Below are 22,829 nucleotides of genomic sequence, written 5' to 3'. Positions count from 1 at the left end.
TCTTGCCGCCGACCGTGACCGCCGTTACCGTCCGAGGCTATGCCCGCATCCTCCCCACCACGCCGCGCGAGCAACCTGCCCTCGGAACTGACCAGCTTCGTCGGCCGACGACGGGAGGTCGCCGAGATCAAACGGCTGCTCACCGAATCCCGGCTGGTCACCCTGACCGGAGTGGGTGGCGCAGGCAAGACCAGATTGTCCTTGCGCGTCGCCGCCGACCTGCACCGCGCTTTCCCTGACGGCGTCTGGCTCGTCGAACTGGCGGCGCTGGAGGACCACGCCCTGCTGTCTCAGACGATCGCCAGCACCCTGGGCATCCTCGACCGCACCGCCCGGTGGCCGGCTCCCGCACTCGCCGATTTCCTCAGCACCAAACAGATGCTGCTGGTGCTCGACAACTGCGAACACCTGCGCGATGCCTGCGCGGTGCTCGCGGACACGGTGCTGCGGGCCGCCCCCGGGCTGCGCATCCTCACCACCAGCAGGCAGGCGCTCGGCCTGACCGGGGAGCACATCTTCCACGTCCCCACTCTGTCGGTGCCCGAGGGCGACCGCCTGCCGCCGCTGGAGGCGCTGGGGCACTACGAGGCGGTGAACCTCTTCCTGGCCAGGGCCACCGCGGTGCAACCAGCCTTCGCACTGACCGAGGACAACTACAAGGCCGTGGTCAAGGTGTGCCGGCAACTCGACGGGCTCCCACTGGCGATCGAGCTGACGGCGGTGCGCCTGCGCGCCCTGTCCGTCGAGGAGATCCTGCAGCGGCTGGAGCACCGGTACCGGCTGCTGACCGCGGGCAACCCCGGCGCGCTTCCCCGGCACCAGACGTTGCGTGCCCTCATCGACTGGAGCAACGACCTGTGCTCCGAGCAGGAGCGCACCCTGTGGGCCCAACTGTCGGTCTTCTCCGGTGGGTTCGATCTCGCGGCCGTCGAAGCCATCTGCGCCGGGGGCGACATCGACGACATCATCCTGCTCGACGTGTTGGCCGCCCTGGTCGACAAGTCCCTCGTCATCGCCGAGGAGCAGGACGGACGCGTGCGCTACCACATGCTGGAGACCATCCGCCAATACGGTCAGGAGCGCCTGGCCGAATCGGCCGACGAGTCCGCGGTCCAGCGCCGCCACCGAGACCACTTCGCCGCCCTGGTCGATCAGGCCTGCGCCGAGTGGTGCGGACCGGACCAGCAGCGTCTGCTGAGCCAGGTCCTGCGCGAGCACAACAACATCCGCGGTGCGCTTGAGTTCGCGCTCTCCGAACCCGGCGCCGAGTCGGGCCTGCGAATGGCAGGCGCCCTGTGGTTCTTCTGGATCGCCACCGGGCTGACCGGTGAGGGGAGGCGGTGGCTCGAGCGCCTCCTGGAACGGGACGTCACGGCGGGGCGGGCCAGGGCTCGCGCCCTGTGGGTGTGCGCTTATTTGTGCATCATCCAGGAGGACATCCCGTCAGCCGAACCGATGATCCAGGAATGCCGGCGACAAGCCGACCAGATCGGGGACGCGGGCGCAGCGGCCTGGGCGGTCCAGCTCGTCGGCATGGTCGCCATGTCCCTGGGCGAACTGACCAAAGCGCGCACACATCTGGAAACCGGGCTCGAGCAGCACCGGGCGTGCGGGGACGATCTCGGGTTCCTGGACACCTGCTTCTACCTGGTCGCGGTCACCGCGCTGCTGGGCGAGCCGCACCGCGCGGCGCAACTGTGCGAGGAGGCCCTGGCGCTGTGCGACTCACGCTGCGAGCAGTGGCTGAAGTCCTACATGCTGTGGGACCTCGGCCTGGTCGCCTGGCAGTTGGGCGACAGCCAGCGCGCAGCCGCATCGGGCCGGGAGGGCCTGCGGCTGGCCCGCGAGTTCAATGAACAGTGGGCGATCGCCTTCTGCATCGAGATCCTGGCCTGGACCACGCACGCCGAGCTCAAGCACCGGTTCGCTGCCCAGCTGCTGGGCTGCGCCGACAGCATCTGGCGGCGGATCGGCGCTCCCCTGTTCGGCATACACCACCTGCTGCGCTATCACGAGCAGTGTCACGAGGGAGTGCGCACAGCGCTTGGCTCCCGGTTCGACGCGGAGTACCGGAGCGGGATCGACATGGGACTCGAGCGCGCGATCGCCCTCGCACTGGGCGAGCCCGACCCGCAGCAGGGGCATGTCACCAGCGGCGCCCAGGCGACCGCCGCGCTGACGCCCCGGGAGCTGGAAGTGGCGCGGCTGATTGCGGAGGGACTGAGCAACAAAGCCATAGCGGCCAAGTTGGTCATCGCCCGACGCACCGCTGAGGCCCATGTCGAGCACATCCTCGGCAAGCTCGGCTTCTCCTCCCGCGCCCAGGTCGCCGCGTGGGTGGCCGAGGCGCGACCGGCGGAGAACGACCCGGCCGCGCGCTGCTGAGCCGGATCCCTACCGCATGGGGAGCTTTTAGGTATGCCCCTAGGTGTTTGCACCGTACTCCACACCGAGTGATCTACATCACACTGGGCTTCGACGCCGCCCCGGCGCCACCCAGCGGATCCGGCCCTGCGGAGGACAACGTGCTCGTCGACTCACCCGTGCTCCCCTTCTCTGGACTCGCGACCACCGGCATCGGCATCCGGGACCGGGAGGACGCCGCCGACAACCGGTCGTTGCGCACATCCCGCCAGTTCCAGCAGGGCATCCAGCACCTCGCGAGCGGCGTCACCGTGGTGACGTCGAGCGACGACGACGGCCACTGGTATGGCGTCACGTCAACATCGGTGTGCCCGCTGGGCATCGACCCACCGGCCCTGGTCGTATGTGTCCACCGACGCAGCGGGATCGGCCGGGAACTGGGCCGTACGAAACGGTTCTGCGTGAACATCCTTTCGCGAGAGCAACGCGCGGTGGCCGAGGCGTTCGCCGGCGTAGGCGGCGTCGAGGACGATCGGTTCGACCACGGTCACTGGTCGTCCGGGACCACCGGCTCCCCCGTGTTGGCGGGCGCGCTGTCCTCGTTCGAGTGCGTCGTCGACCTGATCTACGGCTACCCCGATCGCCTGATCGTCATCGGCAACACCCAGTTCGTGACAAACGACGCAGACGGCGCGGACCCGCTCGTCTACGTCTCACGGCAGTACGGTCGTGTCCGGCCGACGGGCATCGGGATCGCCTCAGTCCTCTGACGGGCTGCGCTGGGGAGAGGCCGATGACACTCACCCAACTCCGCACTTTCCTCGCGATCGTGGAGGCAGGGTCCGCTCACGCGGCCGCCGACCAGTTGTTCGTCACGCAGTCCGCCGTGTCGTCGTCGGTCACCGCGCTGCAACGCTCCCTGGGCATCCAACTGGTCCGACGGGACGGCCGCGGCTTGCGCCTGACCGACGCGGGCGTCATCTACGCCGACTACGTCCGCCGTGTGCTCGGGCTGCTCGATGAGGCAAGCACCGCAGCGGCGGCCAAGGCCGACCCCGAAAGGGGCCTGCTGCGCATGGCGGCCGTGACGACGGCGGGCGAGCAGATCCTGCCGCGCCTGCTGGCCAGTTTCCGCCGCCTGCACCCCCATGTCGGCATCCAGCTGGAGGTGGGCAACCGGGAACGGGTGCGTGCCCTGCTGGACCGCCGCGAGGTGGATCTGGTGCTCAGCGGCAGGCCGGCGCCAAGCAAGGAGATCACGGTGCTCGGCATCCGGCCCCATGAACTGATCATCGTCGCGTCGACGGAGGCGGTGCACCACGACCGGCGGCACGACCTGCTGGAGTGGGCTGACCACCAGACCTGGCTCCTGCGCGAGAAAGGCTCGGGGACCAGGGACATCACCGACAAGTTCCTGGCCACCCTGGAACTGGCCCACCCGCCCCGCACACTGACGGTCGGCTCCAACGCGGCCATCTGCCAGGCGGTGATCGCCGGGCTCGGTGCCACGCTCATCTCCCGGGACGCGGTCAGCCGGGAACTCGGCGCCGGCAGCCTGGTCGAGGTCCCGCTCCCCGGCACTCCGCTGCCCCGGGACTGGCACCTCACAGCGAATCCAGGGACACTGCCGGCGACGGCAGCGGCGCTGGTGCAACACGTACTCACGACAGGCGAGTTCCGGACCCCTCATCGGCGGGGCGTCGATACCGTCCCCGAACAGGGCACGGAGCGTCCGCTGGTGATCCCCACACTCGGAGACTCCTGACCTCGCACTGCCGCAGGCGGGGCGTCCGATGCTTGATCAAACATGCGGGGAGTGCCCGACACCGTGAAGAGCAGCGTGTCGGAGTGGGGTGTGAGCAGGGCTGGGTGGTCAGGCCGCTCGCTCCATCGGGTTGAGGATGACGGTGCGGCCGAACTGGTGCGGTGCGGCGTTCGCGTGGCGGGACGGCGCGTCGAGGATCACGTTGGGCGAGAGCTTGCCGGTTGCGTTCGCGGCAGATGAGCTCCTTGAGCATGGCCCGGCCGGAGACGCCTCCGATGTCGCGGCCGCGGCGCACTTGACGGAACGGGAAGGAGAAGGGGCTGGACAGCTCGACACGATGGCAGCCTGGCTGGCCGACCGTGACGAGATAGGTACTGATCTCGGTATTTCTCCCGTGCCACTCAACACCCCCCAACGTCATGGTGATCACGTCCGAAGACTCCGGGAGGGGGAGAACCGAGGCACCACGATGCTTATCGAGTCGTACGTTCCCAAGGCGAGTATGAGTGGCCGGGTCGCTGGTCTACCAGAGTGGGACCGCTGTGCGGTCATGGGCGTGGTGAACGTCACGCCCGATTCGTTCTCGGACGGCGGCCGCTGGTTCGACACCAGCGACGCGATCAAACGTGGGCTGGATCTCGTCTCCGGCGGGGCCGATCTCGTGGACGTCGGAGGTGAGTCGACCCGCCCCGGAGCCACGCGGGTGGACGAGGACGAGGAGCTGCGCCGGGTGATCCCGGTGGTCCGCAGCCTGACCTCCGAGGGCGTGGTGGTGTCCGTGGACACCATGCGCGCCTCCGTCGCCGAGCAGGCGATCGCCGCCGGAGCGGCGCTGGTCAACGACGTGAGCGGCGGCCTTGCAGACCCCTCGATGGTGTCCGTGGTGGCCGCTGTGGGTGTCCCGTTCGTGGTGACGCACTGGCGTGGATTCAGTCAGGACATGAACAGCCGGGCGGTGTACGGGGATGTGGTGGCCGAGGTGCTGGCCGAGCTCCGCCGGCGGATGGACGCCGTGGTCGAAGGGGGCGTCGCCCCGGAGCGGATCGTCGTCGACCCGGGCCTGGGCTTCGCCAAGCAGGCCGACCACGACCTCACGCTACTGGCCCATTTGCACCGGCTGCGCGGCCTCGGCCGACCACTGCTGGTGGGCGCCTCGCGCAAACGGTTCCTGGGCCGGGTGTTGGCGGGCGAGAACGGCACCCCGCCACCGACACGGGAGCGGGACGCGGCGACGGCCGCCGTGTCCGCGATCGCGGCCCACGCGGGCGCCTGGGCCGTACGGGTCCATGAGGTACGGGCGACGGCGGACGCGGTGCGGGTGGCGCGAGCCATCGAAGACGCGGCGGCCGAGGGTGAACCGCCCTGAACCCTGGCCGGGCGCGTCCGCCACGGAATGCTGGACGATGCTGTTCAGCCGGACGGCTCAGGCTCGTGGACAGCGGGACCTGGGAGCGGCAGCTGCTGCGCGCAGCTCGGAGGGCCGAGGGCGGTCGCGTGGGCGGCCGACGGCGTGCGCCGCTTGCCGGAGTCGGTGGAGCCGCGATCGGTGTACGTGACGTGGAGGACGGCGAGGCGGCCCTCGTCCAGGAGCCGGGCCGCCATCTGCGGGTGTGGGGCTTCGCCGGCCTGGCACTGGGCGGCACGGAGCAGTTCGATGTGGGCGCAGGCCTGGCACAGCGGCCAGGACTCGACCTGTGTGCAGGGCAGTTGGGGACGGGCCCCGCACTGCTCGCCCACCCGGGTGCCCGTCGTACGGCGGGCCGCGGCCGCAGCCAGTCGGGCTGCGCTGGCGGAAATGGGCACCGACTCGCTGTACTCGAACGTGTCACGGCGGCCGGCGCCGTCGCGGCCCTCGACCGTGGCACGGCCGCCCGGCTGGCGCGGCAGATCGAGGTCCTTCAGCCGGCCACTTCGCCTCACCTCCGGCCTCGGCCAGCCGGTCGGCCATCTGCCGCCATGCCGCATCCAGGGCCCGGGTTGCCCCGCCAGGTGCTGGCCGACGTCCTCGTTCAAGGACAGGCCGGCCGGCACGTCCGCGCGCATCGCCTCCCACCTCGGCCCGTACCGCAGCCGCACCCGCGGGTCGGCCCACCGGTTGGAGGGGGCGGCGAAGACATCCCGCCGGTTCGGCGCCGGGTGCAGCTGCTCCAGCACGCACACCACGTACGCGTCACGGTCGACCGCGCCCTGCGGCAACTTCGCGTTGGAGAAACACCGCCCGCCGCCACATCGCCGGGACCAGGCCCTCGTCCACCTCGCGCGGCAGCAGCGGACGCTCCTTGACCCGCCGCCGCGACAGCGCCGGGAACGGCGAACCGCCTTCAGGACGCGCTTGCCGCCCTGGGCCGCGCCCAGCGCGTTCGACTCGCCCGGCAACGGCAAGAACGGGCGCATGGTGTTGCAGCGCAGGGCCAGCTTCCCGCACATCGCCGCCTCGGCCGACCCGTCGTCCTCCGGCACCAGGGCCTCGACCCCCGCCACCGCGCCGGACACCGCCTCCCGCGGCACGGCCTCCCCCACCGTCGCCCACAAAGCGGCCACGTCCAGGTCCGTACCGGCCTCGGCGACCGGGTCCGGCTCCTCGGTGAGGATCTTCGACGCCTTCGCCAGGACGCGGGCCGCCTTCGCCAGCTGCGGTAGCTCCCCGGGTCTGCAGCTCCTCCGCCATGGCGGCCAGGGCCCGCTGGGGTCCTCGGCGTGCTGCAGTTGGGCGGCGGCCCTGAGCTCGGCCACCGTCTCCTCCTGCTGCTCGACGGCCTCGCGCAGCCGGACGGTGAGATCGTGGGCATCCTCGATCGAACCGCCGAGAAGCGCACGATCAAGGCCGCGGAAGGCAGGATCTTCCGGGGCCGAGGGGGGATGCGTGACGGGCTGCTTCGTGGACATCATGGAGGCTGCGAAGGACCACGGTCTCGGGGCCCAGGACGGCGCCCGGAGGCGGCTGGGGTGACGGTTGCAAGAGGGGATGGCCGGGATGAACACATCCGAATCCTTTCGGGCCGAAGACGATGTCCCCAGGACGTCCCAGCCCCGCAAGCTGCTGAACGAGCTGTCCGGGAGGCTGGTCTCGCAGTCCCCGGTCGGGCTGGCTGTCATGGACACAGATCTGCGGTACATGGCCGTCAATCCGGCGCTGGAGCGCATCAACGGCCTGTCGACCGAGGAGCATGTCGGCCGTCATGTCTCAGAGATCCTGCCGCGTGTGGACACCGAGGCCATCGAGTCAGCGCAGTGTCGGGTTCTGGAGACGGGAGTCCCGCTGCTGGACCAGAACGTCGTCGGCCGCACCTGGGCCGATGCGGATCACGACCATGCATGGTCGGTTTCCCTCTACCGGCTGCAGGACCCCGTCGGCCGGGCGTGGGGAGTGGCCGCCTCGATCGCGGACGTCACCGAGCGGCACCGCCTGGCGACCGAAGCCACCCGGGCCCGACGGCGCCTGGCCCTGATTGCTGATGCCTCGGCTCTCATCGGCACCGTGCTGGACGTGGACCAGACCGCCCGCGAGCTGGCTGGGGTCACCGTGCCCGAGCTCGCCGACATCGCGGCGGTGGACGTCCTCGACACGGTCCTGGCCTGCCACCGCACCGCCGGGCCGGGCAGCGGCCCGGAAATCTTCCGCGCCCTCGCCCTGGCCGCCGCCTACCCCACCGAGGCCACCCGCGCCGCCGACCCGGTAGGCGACTTGGCCGCCTACGCCGCCGACCGTCTGGTCACCCAGTGCGTCCGCACCGGCAACCCGGTCCTGGTACCCCATGTGAACGACCGCGACCTGCCCCGTATAGCGCGCGATCCCGAGGCCGCCGCACTCCTGGCCCGCGCCGGCGTCCACTCCTACCTGGCGGTGCCGCTGAGCGCCCGCGGCATAGTGCTCGGCGCCCTGGACCTCAAACGCGCACGTAACCCCCTGCCCTTCAACCATGACGACGCCGTGCTGGCAGGCGAGCTGGCCAACCGTGCCGCGGTGAGCATCGACAACGCCCGCTGGTACCAGAGCGTGCGCAACACCGCGGTGACCCTCCAGCGCAGCCTGCTGCCCGAGCACCCCTCGCACCTGGTAGGCATGGAGATCGCCTCCCGCTACCAGCCCGCCCAGGCCACCAGCGAAGTCGGCGGAGACTGGTTCGACATCATCCCCCTGACCGGCGACAAGACCGCCCTGGTCGTGGGGGACGTGATGGGCAGCGGCATCGACGCCGCCGCCACCATGGGCCGCCTGCGCACCGCCACCTGCACCCTGGCCGAACTCGACTTCGACCCCGCCCAGGTGCTCCAGCACCTGGACAGGATCACCAGCGGCCTGGAGCACTACATCGCCACCTGCCTCTACGCCGTCTACGACCCCCACCACGGCGAGTGCCACATCGCCAACGCCGGGCACCTGCCCCCCGTCCTGGTCCGCACCGGCCGACCCCCCGAGCTGCTCGACCTGCGCCCCGGCGCGCCGCTGGGTGTCGGCGGCGTCACCTTCCACAGCAGCACGCTCGATCTCGGTCCCGGCGACGATCTGGTCCTCTACACCGACGGCCTGGTCGAAACGCGCCACCATCCCATCGACGACCGCCTCGACACCCTCCTCGGCCTGCTGGACGGCTCCGAGGGCCGCCCCGTGGGAGAAACCTGTGACCTGCTCCTGCGCGCCCTGCGGGACCCGGGCGACCACGACGACGTCGCCCTGCTCATCGCCCGGATCTGCCCCACGTCCTGACCACCAGGTCATCGGGGGCCCTCCCACGGAGACCTGGGGCATCCGACCCGCGCCGTGAAATGGGGTCCCACGCAAAGATCCGGGCCCTCGTCGAGCAGCCCGTCGCCACCCTCAAGTCCTGGCGACTCCTCCGCAAGCTCCGGTGCTCGACCACCCACATCACGAATCACGTTCAGGCCGTCCTCTGCCTGCATCTACCGGCGGAGAGAGGCAATGAGGGGCATGACGGTGCGTGAACCTTCTCAGGGAGGGCGGAGCCGGGTCTTCATGGCCCGGCGCCACTCGTCCACAGAACCACGCACCCCGTCTGACCTGGCAGTCCTTGCTGTGAGGGGTACTGGCAGGGACCCCCTGGCCGGTGATCGTCTATCCGACACCGTCCGCGAGGACATCCGCAACTTCCTGACCAGCCGCCGAGCCCGTCTCACGCCCGAAGAGGCCGGCCTGCCCGCCATCGGCGGCCAGCGGCGCGTCAGCGGCGCGTCAGCGGACTGAGACGCTCCGAGGTCGCCCAGCTCGCCGCGATCAGCGTCGAGTACTACACCCGCCTGGAACGCGGCAACGTCCGCGGCGTCTTTGACGACATCCTCGACGCGCTGTCCGCTGCGCTGCGCCTCGTCGACGTCGAACGCGCCCACCTTGCCGCCCTGGTGCGCGCCGCCAACTCCCGTACCAGTGACGCGCCCCAGCCTCCAGCGGCTCCTGGACGCCATGACCGGCGCCGCCGCCTTTGTCCGCAACGCCCACCTGGACATCCTCGCCACCAACCGTCTCGCCCGCGCCCTGTACCGGGAAGCGCTCGACACCACCGAGCAGTCGCCGAACCTGGCCCGCTTCGTCTTCACCGACCCCCGCGCCCGACGCTTCTACCGCGACTGGGAGGGCATCGCCCACGACGCCGTCGGCAGCCTGCGAACGGATGGTCTGCCGCGGGCCGAGCGTGCGGGCGCCGTGGAGGACCGACGCCGGGCCGTTCAATCGGGGTCACTCCCAGAGGAGGGCCGCTACCGTGGGCCCATGCCCCACGCCTCCGCGCTCCTCGTGATCGACATGCAGAACGCCCTGGTGGCCATCGCGTACCGGGCCGCCGAGACCGTCGCCGCCATCGCCGGGCTCCGCGAACGCGCCAGAGCCGCGGGCGTACCGATCGTGACGGTCCAGCACCACGGTCCCGAGCTGGAGGCCGGGAGCGAGGGCTGGCGCATCGTGCCCGAACTCGCGCCCGCCGCCGACGAGGCGGTCGTCCACAAGACCAGTGCGGACGGTTTCCTGGACACCGATCTCGACAGGACTCTGCAAGCGCTGGGTGTGACCGAGGTCGTCGTCACCGGGTTCGCGACCGAGATCTGTGTGGACACCACGGCTCGGCAGGCGCTGAGTCACAGGTACGACCTGGTGCTGGTCGCCGACGGGCACACCACGTCCGACCGGACCGGCGCGGGCGAGTACGTCTCGCCGAAGCAGTCGATCGCGCACCACAACGAGATCTACCGGCACATCGACTTTCCCGGGCGGAGCATCCGCGTACTGCCCGCGTTCGAAGTGGACTTCGCTGAGGCTGACAACGGCTGACGCGATGAGTCGTCCGCTGTGTGGTCAGGATTGAGCCTCGGCTCCGGCCCCGTCCACAGGTGATCTCGCCCAGCGCTCGACTCGTCAGCCGCGCAAGACGGCGCTTGGATGTTGCACGGGTGGGCGGGTGTGGGGCTGTTGGCAGGTAGGTGGGCAGGGACAGTTTTCGTGATCACGGAGTTGCTGACGCCCTGTGAAGAAGATCGCGGGCCGCCTTGCCTGTTCGCATCTCGTTCGTTACGCCGACACGGACGCGGCATAGCGTGCCGCGGGGCCGACGCCCCGTAGGGCAGCTACGAACAGGACAGAAAGTGACAAGAGCCAGCAGAAGAATCGCCACAGCGGCAGCAGCGGGAGCAGCGGCTGCCGCTGTGCTCGCCTCGGTGGTAACCCCGGTAGCGCACGCCGCTGGGCCAGGCCTGGAGCGGATCACGCCGGCAGCGGATCCCACCAAGCCGGTGCAGGACGAGATGGTGCTCGCCGTGATCGGCGACTACGGCGGCTGCGGCGTGGACCGCACCTGCGCCGAGGAGAACCAGGTCGCCGACATGGTGCACTCGTGGAATCCGCAGTACATCCTCACCACCGGCGACAACACCTACCAGCAGGGCCTTCCCCAGGAGGTCGTGAAGGCCCAGGCGCCCTACAAGTCCGACATCGACGCCGGCAGGTTCTTCCCGATCATGGGAAACCACGACTACGGCAACGGCTGCAGCCCGGAAAGCGTGCAGCCCAGCGTGGACTACTTCAAGGTGCCGGTGGCGTACGTGGCCGGCTTCGGCAACGGGCTCCTCGACTTCGTCAATCCCGACGCCAACTGCAACCAGTCGTCGGGCACCACGACTCCGCCGATCTACGACCAGTACAAGAACACCGTCGCCGGCAGCAGCGCCGAATGGGTCGTCACCGGTGGCCACCAGCCGATCTACTCGTCCGGCAAGGCCGGCAACAACGTGGACCGGTCCTGGGAGATGTTGCCCGGGGTCGACCTCATTCTCGCCGGCCATGACCACCACGCCGAGCACATCGTCACCGCAGACGGTTACAACATAGCCATCAGCGGCAACGGCGGAGCTGGGCTCACCCCCCTGTTCAGCACCGCGCCCGGCAGCCAGTTCCGTGACGCCGAGCACTTCGGTGCGATGCGGCTCACCGTCACCAAGGAGTCCCTGAAGGCCGAGTACATCTCGCTCGGGGGCACAGTCGACTACTTCTTCGTGCTGAAGAAGGACGCCCAGGGCAAGGCGTACGTGGCCGAGCGCTCCGACTGGGTCGACCCCCATCCGGGCTCCGGAGAGGTCCCGGCCCCCAACAAGCCCACGGTCCTGTTCGACGTCGACAGCGGCAAGAGCGGCGGGCTGACCTACCACGACTATGAGGACGGCCCCTACCTCGAGACCGAGGTCGGCGGCCGGAAGGCGCTGGTGCTGCAGAAGAACCCCTTCGGCGGCGCCAACCAGCTCTACCTGTCGGTCGACGACGCCGCGATCTCCGGCGGACCGTACAAGGCCAAGGTCACGATCAGCTACCGCTCCCCGGTGGCCGGATCGTTCCTCCTGCAGTACGACTCCGCCGACGCAGGTTCGGCATACCAGAAGTCGACGCCGGTGACCATCGGTGCCGACCAGGTCGACCAGTGGCTGACCGCGACCATCGAACTCCCCGACGCCCGGTTCGCCAATAGGCAGAACGGCGGCGCCGACCTGCGCCTGTCGGCGCCCGGAAACCTTCCGCTCGCGGTCTCCGCCGCGAGGGTCGACGTGGTCCCTCCCGCCCCGGCCGTCGACCACGTGTCGATGGACTTCTCCGGCGAACCCGACGGGCTCGACTGGATCCCCTATGAGAGCGGACCGGCACACGAGATCACCGTCGGCGGACGGCGCGCTCTACAGGTGGACCGGAACACCTTCAACAGCGGCAACAACCTGTACCTGGGCGTGAACGACGCCTTCATCCATGGAGGCCCGTACGACGTGACGGCGACCATCGAGTACCGCTCCCCGGTGGCCGGTTCCTTCGTTCTGCAGTACGACTCCGCGGCCACCGGCTCGGCGTACCAGAGCACGCCACGGGTGCAGATCACGCCGGAGATGGTGAACACGTGGCAGACGGTGAAACTCGACCTGCCCCAGGCCATGTTCCGCAACCGTCAGAACGGCAACGCCGACATGCGCATCGTCGGTGCGAACAACCTGCCCTTCATCATCGGGTCGATGAGGATCGATCTGGCCGGTAGCCAGGCTCAGGCGCTGAAGGCCGCCCAGGACGCGGTCGCCGCCGCAGAGGCCGCCCCGTCGGCCGAGACCGTCAAGACCGCGGAAGAAGCGGTCGCCAAGCTCCGTGACCGTGCGGACGCCGACCCGCTGACCGCTCGGCTCGCCGTCGTGCGGCAGATCGTGCAGGCGCAGGAGTTGCTGGCGGGGATCGTCTCCACCGACCTCAGCACCCAGGCCTCCATCGACAGCGCCGTCGCCGACCTCGCCCAGGCACGGACGATCATCGGCAAGCTGCCCGCCGACCGCCGCGGTGATCTGCCCGCCGACGCGGCCGCGGCGCAGCGCCGCCTTGCCGACGCCATCAAGGCGTTCTTCGACGGCCTGCAGGCCGGCAAGCCGGACCGTATTGCCCGCCCGTGGCTGGACGTGCTGATCGCGGACGCCTATGAGCGGACCGGCAAGGACGACCTGCAGGGTGAGGTCATACGGATCGTCAACCGTCACGCCACCGGCGCCGAGGTCGAGGCGGCCGTCGAGGAATTCCTCGCCAACCGGTGAGTTCCCGGCCCGCGGTCCCGGATCCGCGAGCGTTGCGGTGAACGTCCCAGGGCTGAGCACCGCGCTCTCGGGGAACGCCCGGAGCCACCGTCGCTGAGGTCGGCCCTGCAGCCGAACACCCACCAGGCAACCGTCACCCACGGTCCACGGAAGGGCACCGGATTCCGGTGCCCTTCCCGCCATCGACTCCCCAGAAGGCCCGCGAGGGCGGCCGCACCATCAACGTCCACGCCTTGATCGCGGCCGGGGTCAACGCCGACGGCCACGCGGTGCTTCTGGGGCTCGCCGCCGACCTCGGAGTCCGTCTTTTGACGTGCTCCCTGGCCTAAAGTCCAGGGAGCACGTCAAACGGCTTCAGCCGAAAGTCATCTGCGGCTCGATTCCGCGTCGTCGGCGGACAAGGCGAGATCCCCTCCACGTCGGCGCAGGGGCGCCGGCCTCATCTGCCTGGACGGTACCTCCGCTCGATATGACCCTCGAGGTCATCCGCGTAGAAGTAGACCGGCCGCAGGTCACCCTTGGCGTAGCGTTCAACCTGGTCGTCGAAGTGCGGTGAATCGGGGTGTCCGCTCGCGCCGCCCGCCGTCACCGCCCAGGCGCGCAGTCGCGGCCCGAACTCCACCACCGCCACGAAACTGTTGCCGCTCGTGCCGTAGTAGCGCTTCGTTCCCGGGTAGGCCTTCGCTCCGAACGAGGCGAGGGAGCCCCAGCGCGATGAGGCGAAGGGTATCGGGATGCTCGGCTTGGCGTCGCTGAACTGCTGGACGATCGCTCCGTCGTTGCGCTGGTAGCGGTTGATGTCGCCCCAGGGCACCTTCCAGCTGCCGAAGTCCCGTGCCAGTCGCCGTGTCGCGGTCTCGAGCGCGTCGAGTCGCTGCGCGTCACTGGCGCGGTCGGCCATGTAGTCCCACACCGACATTCCTGTCTTCGCCGCCGCCTGGGACGTGAGCGCCCACAGGTCTTCACCCCAGAACACGGCCACAGACGTCGCGGTCGACTCCGCGGCCCACCGGTGGTCCCAGTCACGCAGCAGACCGACAGGGCCGGCCAGCGTCGCCTTCTGACCGTTGTCCTCGGGCAGCTGGTTCCACGCTGCGACGAGCCCGGGAACCAGCCGCGCGAAAGCCGTCAGGTACGGATCGAACGCGGCCTCGATCAATGTCTGCGGGGTGAAGTCGTCACGCGCGGACAGCACCCGCTCCGCCTGTGGCCCACGCGGGTTCTCGCCGACCCTGTCGAAGTACCGAGGGTAGTCTCCCGCCTTGGGACTGTCCGCACCGGCGGCGGTCCACGGCCAGTTGTTCGTGTTGAACGCCCAGCCGTTCTTCGGGCTCACAACCTGCGGCATGCTGTCCAGGCTGTGCAGTCCCTGCCAGTCGGTCGCCGGATCACTGCCGTCGACGGGCCTGCGATAGTCGAAGCGATCGTCTCTCACCGGCATGAACTGCGGCATCAAGAAGGCGATCTCACCCTTCGAGTCCGCGAAGAGCGTGTTGTTCGAGCTGTTGGCCTTCAGGCCCGCCACCCGGAGGTAGTCCGCGTAATTCCCCGTCGTGGTGCGCAGGAAGCTCTGCTTGAGCGCCTCGACGGGCTTGTTCATCAGCGCACACGCGATCCACTTGCCGTCCGCCTCGCGCACGATGGGGCCGTGATGGGTGGCGAACGTGGTGAAGCTGCGCTTGTCCTGTCCGCCCTCCTCGGTACGGAAGGACAAGGTGATCGTCGTCGTTGTGACGGGGCGCAGTTCGTCGCCGTAGCGGTAGTAGCGGATTCCGTCGGCCCCCGTCACGATCGTCTCGGTGAACTCGTCGATGTTGTCGACGCCGCTCGTCGTGTGCATCCACCCCGTGTGCGCGTTGAAGCCCTGGTAGATGAAGAACTGGCCCCAGGTGGCGGCACCGTAGACGTTGAGCCCCTCGCCGCTCGTCACATGCTGTTCCGAGCGGAAGAAGAAGCTGGTGTGCGGGTTGATCAGGAGCAACGCGTGGCCGTCACGCGTGTGGCTCGGCGCGATCGCGAAGCCGTTCGACCCCGTGGGTTCGCGCAGCACCAGCCCGCGTTCCTCGTCGGTCATCGGCACGTCCCGCTTGTCGTAGAAGGCTTCGAGCTGGGTGAGCAGCACCGACTCGATGTCGCCGCCGATGCTGCCCTCCGAGAAGCTCAGCGGCATCCACGGCTCGAACCGGTCGAGCACGCGCGGACGCACCTCGGGGTGTGTCGCGAGGTAGTAGTTGAGCCCGTCCGCCCAGGCCTGCATCAACGTGCGCAGCCACGCGGGCGACTTCGCATAGTCCTTCTTCAGCGCCTCCGGGTCGAGGAACAACCGCTGCCGCAGGTCCTGCCAGATGGCGCGCTCTCCCTCGGCCTCGGCGAGGCGGCCCAGGGCGACGAGGTAGTTCTGTTCGATCCGGTTGAAGTCGTCCTCCGCCTGCGCGTACATCATTCCGAACACCGCGTCGGCATCGGTCTCGCCCACGATGTGCGGAACGCCCCAGTCGTCACGCGTGATCGTCACGCGGGCGGCGTGTCCGCGCCAGCGGGCCTTTTCGGGCAGCGTCTGCGCCGGTGCCGCGAACGCGGCTGCGGACGGCACTCCCGCCGCGGCGGCGGCCAGTCCGGCTGCCGTGCCCAGCACACGCCGCCGACTTACTCCCGTCTTGCGCACATGACCCACGAGCTGCTCCACCTTCCATCCGGATATCAACGGATCGTGCAGTTCACACGCTCGGGAGCAGGGCGGTCCACGCGCGAGGTCCACTAAGCCTTCGGCCGTCGGCGCGCACACGCGCCACATCACTGCGGCGCCGCCCCTCCACAACGGACAGCCGCACCGACGGACCGCAGCCCGACCACCGCAACGGCAGCGACCGCATGTGAAGAAACGTCACAGGAGGCTACACAGCCCTCAATGCGATCACTCACATCGGCAGTCTTATCCGCCACACGGCCCACTGACAAGACCTCGATCGACAGTGAACGAAGTCCGGTCCGGCGAGCGGATGCACGAGTTCGGCGTGTCCCGCAGCGCCTGCCGCAGGGTCACGGCGATCGGCTCGGGTGTGGGGAATCCCGGCCAGTTCCACCCCGCCCTCCGCCGGCTTCGGCAGGTACGTCAGGGACGCGTTCTCGGCGCCGTACATGAACATGCGCGGAAGGGGCAGTGCGAGAAACTTCGTCATCAGGTCGCCGTGGTCGGACAGGTCGACCATCGACTGGAAGATGCGCGTACCGCGCCGGGCCGTACCTTGTGGAGCAGGCTCGCCTGGCCGTCGCGGAGACCCTGCACTTGGGCCGCGCCGCGGAACAGCACCGCATGTCCCAGCCGCCGCTGAGCCAGGCGATCCTGCAGCTGGAGCATCGGCTGGGAGTGCGGCTGCTGGACCGGACCGGGCGGCGAGTCACCCTGACGGAGACCGGCCGCGCCTTCGCGGCGGAGTGCCGCAACCTGCTCGCGGCGTCGCTGCACGCACAGGAGGTCGCCACCCAGGCCGAGGCGGGGCTGGTGGGCGCACTGCGCATCGGGCTGGTCGCCTCGGCCCTCAGCGAGCCGCTGCTGACCGCCGTCGCCGACTTCCAACAGGCACGCCCCCGAGTCGAGTTGCAGATCATGGAGGTGGATGCACCGTCGGGCCAGGAACTCGTGAGCCGGCACGAGATCGACATCGCCGTCGTCCGGCCCAGCGCCCCCGTGCGCGGCCTGCGCGCCCAGCCCTGGCGGCACGACCAGTTCGTGATCGCCCTACCGGCCGGGCACCCCCTCGCCGAAGACAGCGGGGAGCCTGTGGATCTCGCGCGGTTCATGGATGAGCCCTGGGTCTGGCTGCGCCGCGACGCCTCCCCGGACTACCACGACCAGCTGATGGCCGTCTGCCGCCAAGCCGGGTTCAGCCCCACGGTGCGCCACCTGGCCAACTCGATCATGACGCAACTGGCCATGGTCTCCTGCGGTTTCGGTGTCACCCTCGTACCGAACGTGACCGTACGCACGGCGCGGCCGTCCATCGCCTACCGGCCCCTGACGGGCCGCGCCGACATCGTCGAACTCTCCCTGGTATCCCGAAGCGGTACTCGCGAACCGCTGGTGGAACACCTCCTGCGCATCTCGTCAGGACGTCCGCTCACCACGGCGGATCACGCCTGACACAGCCGCCGCCAATGAAGTTCCTGGCTCGTGGCTTCGTTCGCAACTACGGCACTCAGTCACAGCGGGGCCGGTGTGGTCGATTGCTCGCTTGTAACGGACGGCCGTCCGGGCCGGATCGCACCGAAACGGCGGCAAAACCTCAACCCCGCCGCCCCTTCGCCTGTCCGGCCTCCACGTCGGCCGCGTACCGATCCACGTACTCCTGGCCCGACATCCGCAAGATCGCGTACATGATCTCGTCGGTGACGGCCCGCAGCACCGTCTTCTGGTGCTCCATCCCCGCGAAGCGCGAGAAGTCCAGCGGTTCCCCGAAACGGATCGTGACCGGCGGGAGCCTCGGCAGGACACGACCCGAAGGCCAGATCTCGAATGTCCCCACCATCGCGCACGGAATCACCGGAACCTGAGCGGCCAGCGCCATCACCGCCACCCCGGCCTTGCCCTTGTACAGCCGGCCGTCGGGGGAACGCGTGCCCTCCGGATAGATCGCGAGCAGCTGTCCCTTCGCCAGCACCCCCAGCCCCTCCCGGATCGCCGGCTGCCCCGCGGCCCTGCCCGACCTGTCCACCGAAATCTGCGCGGCACCGCGGAGAATGAGCGCGGTCAGTCGGCCCATGAGACCGGGCGCCGTGAAGTACTCCGCCTTGGCCAGGAACGTGATGCGCCGTTTCAGGACCGCGGGCATGAGCAGAGGGTCCACGAAGGACAGGTGATTCCCGGCGACGATCGCCGCGCCCTTGGCCGGAACATGATCGAGCCCCTCGGCCCGCGGCCGGAACAACAGCCGCAAGAACGGCCCCAGGAGGACGTACTTGAGCATGTAATAAAACACGGGCGGCTCCCACTGCCGAATCGACTCCCTCAACCTGTCAGGCCGAAGCGCTCCCTCCGGCACGTCTGGGTGGCGCCGCCGGCACCCTGATCCTCGACCGGTTCCCGCCGCTGTCGCAGACGGACCTTGCCATCGTCGGCTCCCATGAGCGTTCCCGTACGGCCCGTCCCGCGGTCCTGAGCAGGATCGCGGACCTGCCCGGGGCCCGAGCCCTGGCCCGGCTACGACGGCGTGCATGCCGGCGACAACCGCAAGCGGCAGGCTGACGCCGGAGAGAGCCTCACCCGGCGGGTGCTGGACTACGAGCGTCGCCATCAGGCACGCTCCAGCGTCCTCGCGGCTGCGGAACGCGTCCCCGTCTGACCGGCCGCGGTCCGGCGGGGCCGCACTCCTTCCTGGCTGTCACGGCTGCCGTTTCACCCCTCGGGCTCATGCGCCAAGCGGCGGGGCTTGGGGGCGTGGGTGCTGGTAGGTCCACAGCTGGTCGACGAGGGTGAAGCCGAAGGAGCGGAAGAGCCGGGTGGCGGCCCGGCTCTCGGAGGCGGACTGCTGGGCGTCGTCGAGGACGAGAGCGACCTCGGTGGCGCCCTGCTCGGCCAGCAGGGCCAGGGCCTGGCCGAGCAGCTTGCGACCCAGGCCGCGGCGGCGGCGGGTGGGCAGGATCTCGATCCAGTAGACGGTCGCGGTACGGTCGGGTTCCACGCTGACCACGGCTTCGGCGACCGGTTCGGCGGCCTCACGAATGATCAGGCGGTGGCCCGGAGGGCAGTCGCAGGAGAAGACATCGGCGACCAGCTTGGCCGGCGGGGGCTCGGCAGGGAGCACACAGTGCAGGTAGCAGCCCTGGCAGCGGCCGGTGAAACCCGTCTGCACCAGGGCGTCGTGGGTGGCGCCGCGGCGGGTGCAGGGCAGGCCGCCCGGACCCAGGGGACCCGGCGGAGCGCTCACGAATGCCTCGATCCACGTGCAGTCGGCAAGTGCGGCAAGAGCGTGGCCGATCAGGGCGCGCAGGGCGGACGGGTCCTCGTAGGCGTGGACCCAGCAGATCAGACCGGTTCGCACATCGGTCCAGGACAAGTACGCGATGGTCCCGTAGGGGCGGTCCTCGGCATCGGCCAGAACGCTGATCCGCGGCCGTGTCGGTACAGTCCAGCAGGCCAGGGGGAAGGGGACAGGACCGCACCGCGCCGCGGCCAGCTTCTCCGGGGTGCAGTGCGGCTGCCCCGGCAGCCGGTCGGCATCGATCAGTTCTCGCACCCCCGGTTCGTCCTGGGGGCAATACGGGCGTACCGTTGACGCGCTCTCGGGGTTACGCGAAAGAGCCATGCTGTCCGTCCGCACACGTGCTGACGTTCCTATCGGCTACCTCTCAGAGTCCTCCGTTTGCCTCCCACTGTCACGAAGAACCTCGGCTGTGCCGTGGGGCTGCCCGTTCGCACGGAAGGTGTGGCCGTGTGGGAGGCCTGCGGCGGACGTGGCCTGCTGAGCCGCGGTCAGCAGCGAGCGCACCTGGTCGATGACCGGCTGGTGCACGGGGAGGGTCAGGTGCCCGACGCCGGGCACGAGCACATTGCATGCCTCCAGGTCAGGATGCTCGATGCGGCCCCTGGTGGCCGGGATGACCACCTCGTCCAGATCACTGTAGAAGGCCACGAACCGGGTACGGCACCCCACGGCCGGCTCGGCGAGCTCGGTCAGCAGCTCGCTTCCCGGCCGTAGCTGGCGCAGAAGCGGATGCGGCGGTGCCAGCAGGGCCGCGGCGGTCCCGCCGTGCGGCGTCGCCAGTGTGATCACCAGCGGCACCTGCAAGTCTCCGCGGAGCCGCTGCACGTAGTAGCGGGCGATCAGCCCTCCAAGGCTGTACCCGATCAAGACCACAGCCCGCCCGGCACTGCGGGCACTGGCCAGCTCCACCTGCTCGCCCAGAACCCGGGCCACCGCGCGGATGTCCGGGCTGAGCGCGTGATAGCTCACCGTGACGAAGGGCCCCGCGCCGAAGCCGCCCAGCCCCCGCCGCAGCGCCGTGCACACCGATTCCCTGTCCGCCAGCCCGTGCACCAACAGCACGGGGAGATCCCCATCTGCCGACGGTTCGTCCCGGACCGTCCCCCGCCACGGCAGGGGGCGACCGAAGTACCCGGTCAGCTGGCCGACGCCCCCCGCAGCCAGGTCGAGGGGGAGGCGCACCAGCCGCACGGTAACCCTGCTTGCCTCTGCACCCACGCCGCGCACCGGTGACAGCCCCGGCACCGACAGGTGTGGTCCGAATGGAATGCCCGTAACCGCTCACCTTCTCCATACGTGTCCCGATACAGGAAACGTTGCGTGCCCCGATCCGGATTCCCCTACCACCGCGCAGTTCACCGGGTGGACCGTCACCGAGACCTGGAACCGTACAGCAACGCCGCAAGCCCGGCATGCGCACTGACGATCCAAACTGGGACTGCGACGTATGAATCTTCCGCTGAACGCCATCAGCGCGCAGGCCACCGCGGCCTGCGCGCCATCGCTCCGCACGGTGGGGCCCACGCCCAGCGCAATGCCGCGCGGGCCGCCGCAGCTGCCCGCACGGAGCGACTCGAGCGCGATGCGGTAGCCACCTGGCCAGCCGCGCACGACCTCCCCTGAGCGCCACGCCCCTGACGCCGTGACCCCGGCTTGCGCCACCATCCGGCTCTCAGGTGAGCCGGCCCACCACGGGTCAGCCCCGTTCCTGCGGCATCCGTGACCGCTGAGCACGTGACCATCACGATCCGGCCCCGCCCCGCCGTCGTGGGGGCGATACCCCCGTCATCAGGACTGCCAGTCCGTCCGGATACGGTGCGTAGGCGGTGTGACCTGCTCTGGCGTATTCCCGGCGCGTGAGTCGCTCGTGCGCGTGTGTCCCGGCCGGGTAGACCGGGCAGCACGGGGTAGAACGGCTGGTGGCTCTTTCCGTTACGGGAGCCGGAGCACGCCCGTGATCAAGGGCTGTTCCCGGGCATGAACGAAGGAATAGCAGTATGGCCAGCGGCACCGTGAAGTGGTTCAACGCCGAAAAGGGTTATGGCTTCATCGCCCAGGACGACGGAGGCCCGGACGTCTTCGCCCACTACTCCGAAATCCAGGGCGGCGGCTACCGTGAGCTGACCGAGGGCGAGCACGTCACATTTGACATCGGCCAGGGCCAGAAGGGCCCGCAGGCACAAAACATTGTCCGGGGCTGACTGCTCACGATGATGCAAGGCGGGTTGCCGGAACAGGCAACCCGCCCCTTTTGTGCGGCGAGACTGCGCGACGACCAGGGTCCGCCGCCCCAGACGTGCCAGCGCCGCCGGGCCCGCCGGCGCACCTGGCGGGGCGGGCCTGGAGGCGCGCCGCGATGCCTTCTGGCGGCAGCCCCCGCAGACCGGCGGCCTCGCGGTCGGCGGCGGTCTCTACGCCGAGACGCCTATCGCGGACGTCGCCTCCGGCCTCCTGGCCATCGCCACCCCGAGGGCGTCGCGGCGGACACGGCCGTCCACACCGTCGCTCACTGACCGGCGGCGTCCAGCTACCGATGGGTCCCGGATCACCTGATCCGGGACCCATCGTGGTCTTTGCCGCGGAGAATTGGAAGGGACGACGCGGGGAGGCACGCGATGCGGGAGCACTACCACGAAGAACTGGAATCGCTCACTGACGGCCTCGTGGAGATGGCGAACCTGGTCGGCTCGGCCATCGGCCGAGCCACCACCGCTCTCCTCGATGCCGATCTACAGCTTGCCGAGAACGTGATCTCGGGCGATGAGAAGGTCGACGATCTGCAGCGCGACCTGGAGGACCGGGCGATCGCGTTGCTGGCGCGGCAGCAGCCGGTCGCCACGGACCTGCGGATCGTGGTCACCTCACTGCGGATGAGCGCCGACCTGGAACGGTCGGGGGATCTGGCTCAACACGTGGCCAAGCTGGCCAGGCTGCGCTACCCCGAACGTGCGATTCCGCGCGATCTGCGCCTCACGATCCTGGAGATGGGCCAGCTCGCGCAGCGCCTGATGGCTCAGGCCGCCGAGGTACTCATCACCCACGACGTCAAAGCGGCAGTCCAACTGGAGAAGGACGACGACCGCATGGACGAGCTGCACCGCGCGATCTTCCAGCACCTCATGGACGACCGGTGGCACCACGGCGTCGAGACGGCTGTGGATGCCACACTCGTCGGCCGCTACTACGAACGGTTCGCCGACCACGCCGTGGCGGTGGCCCGACGCGTGGTCTACCTCGTCACCGGCGAACACGCAGGCGACCTGCTCACCGACCCACCCGCGACCGCCTGACTCCGCCCCGCGGGCGCCGGCGCGTTCATGTCCGGGTTCATGTCCTGTTCGGCCGGCCGGAAAGCGTCACCGCGGACGAGGTCGGGCGGGCGGCGCCGACCGCTCCGCCACGCGCGGGGCCGCGAGCCCCCGCTCGCGCAGAATCCCGTTCTGGAAGCGGAAAGTCGGATGGCCCTGGCCCAGGAGTACCCGGCTTCCGGACTGCCTGGCCTGCAAGGCCGGATGGCACCCGCCCTGCCTCGGGGACGGGTGCCATCCGGCCTTGCAGGCCCGCAGAAGGACTAGGGCGCGTTTCGAAAGTCCCGCCTGCCCCGCGACGCCTGGCACGGCGCCTCGCCGCGTTGTCGGGATCGCCCGCGTACGCCCAGTACGCGG

At 69.7% G+C, this 22,829-nt stretch carries 17 protein-coding genes and 2 pseudogenes; 12 read left to right on the top strand and 7 right to left on the bottom strand.

Annotation, left to right across the window (positions count from 1 at the left end; genetic code table 11):
• The first annotated feature begins 39 nt into the window (after positions 1 to 39).
• From ACFY4A_RS34920 to folP, 4 genes are all read left to right on the top strand, one after another.
• Positions 40 to 2,385 (top strand): ATP-binding protein, encoded by a 2,346-nt coding sequence (locus ACFY4A_RS34920; protein ID WP_390833330.1) that lies wholly within the window; start codon positions 40 to 42, stop codon positions 2,383 to 2,385.
• Between the two features lie 68 nt (positions 2,386 to 2,453).
• Positions 2,454 to 3,134, top strand: coding sequence for a flavin reductase family protein (locus ACFY4A_RS34915; protein WP_390833329.1), 681 nt, complete (start codon positions 2,454 to 2,456; stop codon positions 3,132 to 3,134).
• A 23-nt stretch (positions 3,135 to 3,157) separates the two neighbouring features.
• Complete coding sequence (locus ACFY4A_RS34910; RefSeq protein ID WP_390833328.1) at positions 3,158 to 4,129, top strand: LysR substrate-binding domain-containing protein; 972 nt, start codon at positions 3,158 to 3,160, stop codon at positions 4,127 to 4,129.
• Between the two features lie 502 nt (positions 4,130 to 4,631).
• Positions 4,632 to 5,495 (top strand): dihydropteroate synthase, encoded by an 864-nt coding sequence (folP, locus tag ACFY4A_RS34905; protein ID WP_390833327.1) that lies wholly within the window; start codon positions 4,632 to 4,634, stop codon positions 5,493 to 5,495.
• 44 nt (positions 5,496 to 5,539) lie between these two features.
• Here folP and ACFY4A_RS34900 read toward each other — a convergent pair whose 3' ends face one another.
• Positions 5,540 to 5,932: a hypothetical protein gene (locus tag ACFY4A_RS34900; protein WP_390833326.1), complete on the bottom strand. Its 393-nt coding sequence runs from the start codon at positions 5,930 to 5,932 to the stop codon at positions 5,540 to 5,542.
• A gap of 106 nt (positions 5,933 to 6,038) precedes the next feature.
• Positions 6,039 to 6,781: pseudogene (locus ACFY4A_RS34895) on the bottom strand (Tn3 family transposase); the annotation flags it as partial.
• A gap of 322 nt (positions 6,782 to 7,103) precedes the next feature.
• On the opposite strand from ACFY4A_RS34895, the gene ACFY4A_RS34890 reads away from it, so the two are divergent.
• From ACFY4A_RS34890 to ACFY4A_RS34870, 5 genes and pseudogenes are all read left to right on the top strand, one after another.
• Entirely contained in the window at positions 7,104 to 8,837 is a 1,734-nt protein-coding gene (locus ACFY4A_RS34890; RefSeq protein ID WP_390833325.1) for a SpoIIE family protein phosphatase, read from the top strand.
• A 675-nt stretch (positions 8,838 to 9,512) separates the two neighbouring features.
• Positions 9,513 to 9,746 (top strand): annotated as a pseudogene (locus ACFY4A_RS34885) (transcriptional regulator); the annotation flags it as partial.
• Between the two features lie 108 nt (positions 9,747 to 9,854).
• Entirely contained in the window at positions 9,855 to 10,409 is a 555-nt protein-coding gene (locus ACFY4A_RS34880) for a cysteine hydrolase family protein (protein ID WP_390833363.1), read from the top strand.
• Between the two features lie 383 nt (positions 10,410 to 10,792).
• The gene (locus ACFY4A_RS34875) at positions 10,793 to 13,183 is read left to right on the top strand and encodes a metallophosphoesterase (RefSeq protein ID WP_390833324.1); all 2,391 of its coding nucleotides are present in this window, start codon (positions 10,793 to 10,795) and stop codon (positions 13,181 to 13,183) included.
• Between the two features lie 167 nt (positions 13,184 to 13,350).
• Entirely contained in the window at positions 13,351 to 13,512 is a 162-nt protein-coding gene (locus tag ACFY4A_RS34870) for a hypothetical protein (RefSeq protein ID WP_390833365.1), read from the top strand.
• Between the two features lie 110 nt (positions 13,513 to 13,622).
• Here the strand turns inward: ACFY4A_RS34870 and ACFY4A_RS34865 are convergent, their stop codons facing one another.
• A complete protein-coding gene (locus tag ACFY4A_RS34865; RefSeq protein WP_390833323.1) occupies positions 13,623 to 15,818 on the bottom strand; it encodes a penicillin acylase family protein in 2,196 nt (731 codons plus the stop codon).
• Between the two features lie 283 nt (positions 15,819 to 16,101).
• Positions 16,102 to 16,392, bottom strand: a complete 291-nt coding sequence (locus ACFY4A_RS34860; protein WP_390833364.1) for a hypothetical protein — start codon at positions 16,390 to 16,392, stop codon at positions 16,102 to 16,104.
• Between ACFY4A_RS34860 and ACFY4A_RS34855 the strand changes: the two genes are divergently transcribed.
• Entirely contained in the window at positions 16,344 to 17,324 is a 981-nt protein-coding gene (locus ACFY4A_RS34855) for a LysR family transcriptional regulator (protein WP_390833322.1), read from the top strand. The two genes, ACFY4A_RS34860 and ACFY4A_RS34855, sit on opposite strands and share 49 nt — an antisense overlap.
• A 142-nt stretch (positions 17,325 to 17,466) precedes the next feature.
• Here ACFY4A_RS34855 and ACFY4A_RS34850 read toward each other — a convergent pair whose 3' ends face one another.
• The 3 genes from ACFY4A_RS34850 to ACFY4A_RS34840 all read right to left on the bottom strand — a co-directional run bounded on the left by ACFY4A_RS34850 (position 17,467) and on the right by ACFY4A_RS34840 (position 20,346).
• Complete coding sequence (locus ACFY4A_RS34850) at positions 17,467 to 18,159, bottom strand: lysophospholipid acyltransferase family protein (protein ID WP_390833321.1); 693 nt, start codon at positions 18,157 to 18,159, stop codon at positions 17,467 to 17,469.
• Positions 18,160 to 18,588: 429 nt separating this feature from the next.
• The gene (locus tag ACFY4A_RS34845) at positions 18,589 to 19,416 is read right to left on the bottom strand and encodes a GNAT family N-acetyltransferase (RefSeq protein ID WP_390833320.1); all 828 of its coding nucleotides are present in this window, start codon (positions 19,414 to 19,416) and stop codon (positions 18,589 to 18,591) included.
• 105 nt (positions 19,417 to 19,521) lie between these two features.
• Complete coding sequence (locus ACFY4A_RS34840) at positions 19,522 to 20,346, bottom strand: esterase/lipase family protein (protein WP_390833319.1); 825 nt, start codon at positions 20,344 to 20,346, stop codon at positions 19,522 to 19,524.
• Positions 20,347 to 21,161: 815 nt separating this feature from the next.
• On the opposite strand from ACFY4A_RS34840, the gene ACFY4A_RS34835 reads away from it, so the two are divergent.
• On the top strand, positions 21,162 to 21,365 hold the full coding sequence (locus ACFY4A_RS34835) for a cold-shock protein (protein ID WP_390833318.1): 204 nt from the start codon (positions 21,162 to 21,164) through the stop codon (positions 21,363 to 21,365).
• A gap of 414 nt (positions 21,366 to 21,779) precedes the next feature.
• On the top strand, positions 21,780 to 22,454 hold the full coding sequence (phoU, locus tag ACFY4A_RS34830) for a phosphate signaling complex protein PhoU (RefSeq protein WP_390833317.1): 675 nt from the start codon (positions 21,780 to 21,782) through the stop codon (positions 22,452 to 22,454).
• The last annotated feature ends 375 nt before the right edge of the window (positions 22,455 to 22,829 follow it).

Source organism: Streptomyces sp. NPDC001292, from assembly GCF_042896465.1.
Lineage (GTDB): Bacteria > Actinomycetota > Actinomycetes > Streptomycetales > Streptomycetaceae > Streptomyces.
This window is presented reverse-complemented; position numbering and strand designations above follow the sequence as displayed.

Coding starts and splice junctions, on each gene's coding strand:
- phoU (WP_390833317.1), top strand. CDS start 21,780: ATGCGGGAGCACTACCACGAAGAACTGGAATCGCTCACTGACGGCCTC.
- ACFY4A_RS34910 (WP_390833328.1), top strand. CDS start 3,158: ATGACACTCACCCAACTCCGCACTTTCCTCGCGATCGTGGAGGCAGGG.
- ACFY4A_RS34860 (WP_390833364.1), bottom strand. CDS start 16,392: ATGGTCGACCTGTCCGACCACGGCGACCTGATGACGAAGTTTCTCGCA.
- ACFY4A_RS34835 (WP_390833318.1), top strand. CDS start 21,162: ATGGCCAGCGGCACCGTGAAGTGGTTCAACGCCGAAAAGGGTTATGGC.
- folP (WP_390833327.1), top strand. CDS start 4,632: ATGAGTGGCCGGGTCGCTGGTCTACCAGAGTGGGACCGCTGTGCGGTC.
- ACFY4A_RS34890 (WP_390833325.1), top strand. CDS start 7,104: ATGAACACATCCGAATCCTTTCGGGCCGAAGACGATGTCCCCAGGACG.
- ACFY4A_RS34920 (WP_390833330.1), top strand. CDS start 40: ATGCCCGCATCCTCCCCACCACGCCGCGCGAGCAACCTGCCCTCGGAA.
- ACFY4A_RS34880 (WP_390833363.1), top strand. CDS start 9,855: ATGCCCCACGCCTCCGCGCTCCTCGTGATCGACATGCAGAACGCCCTG.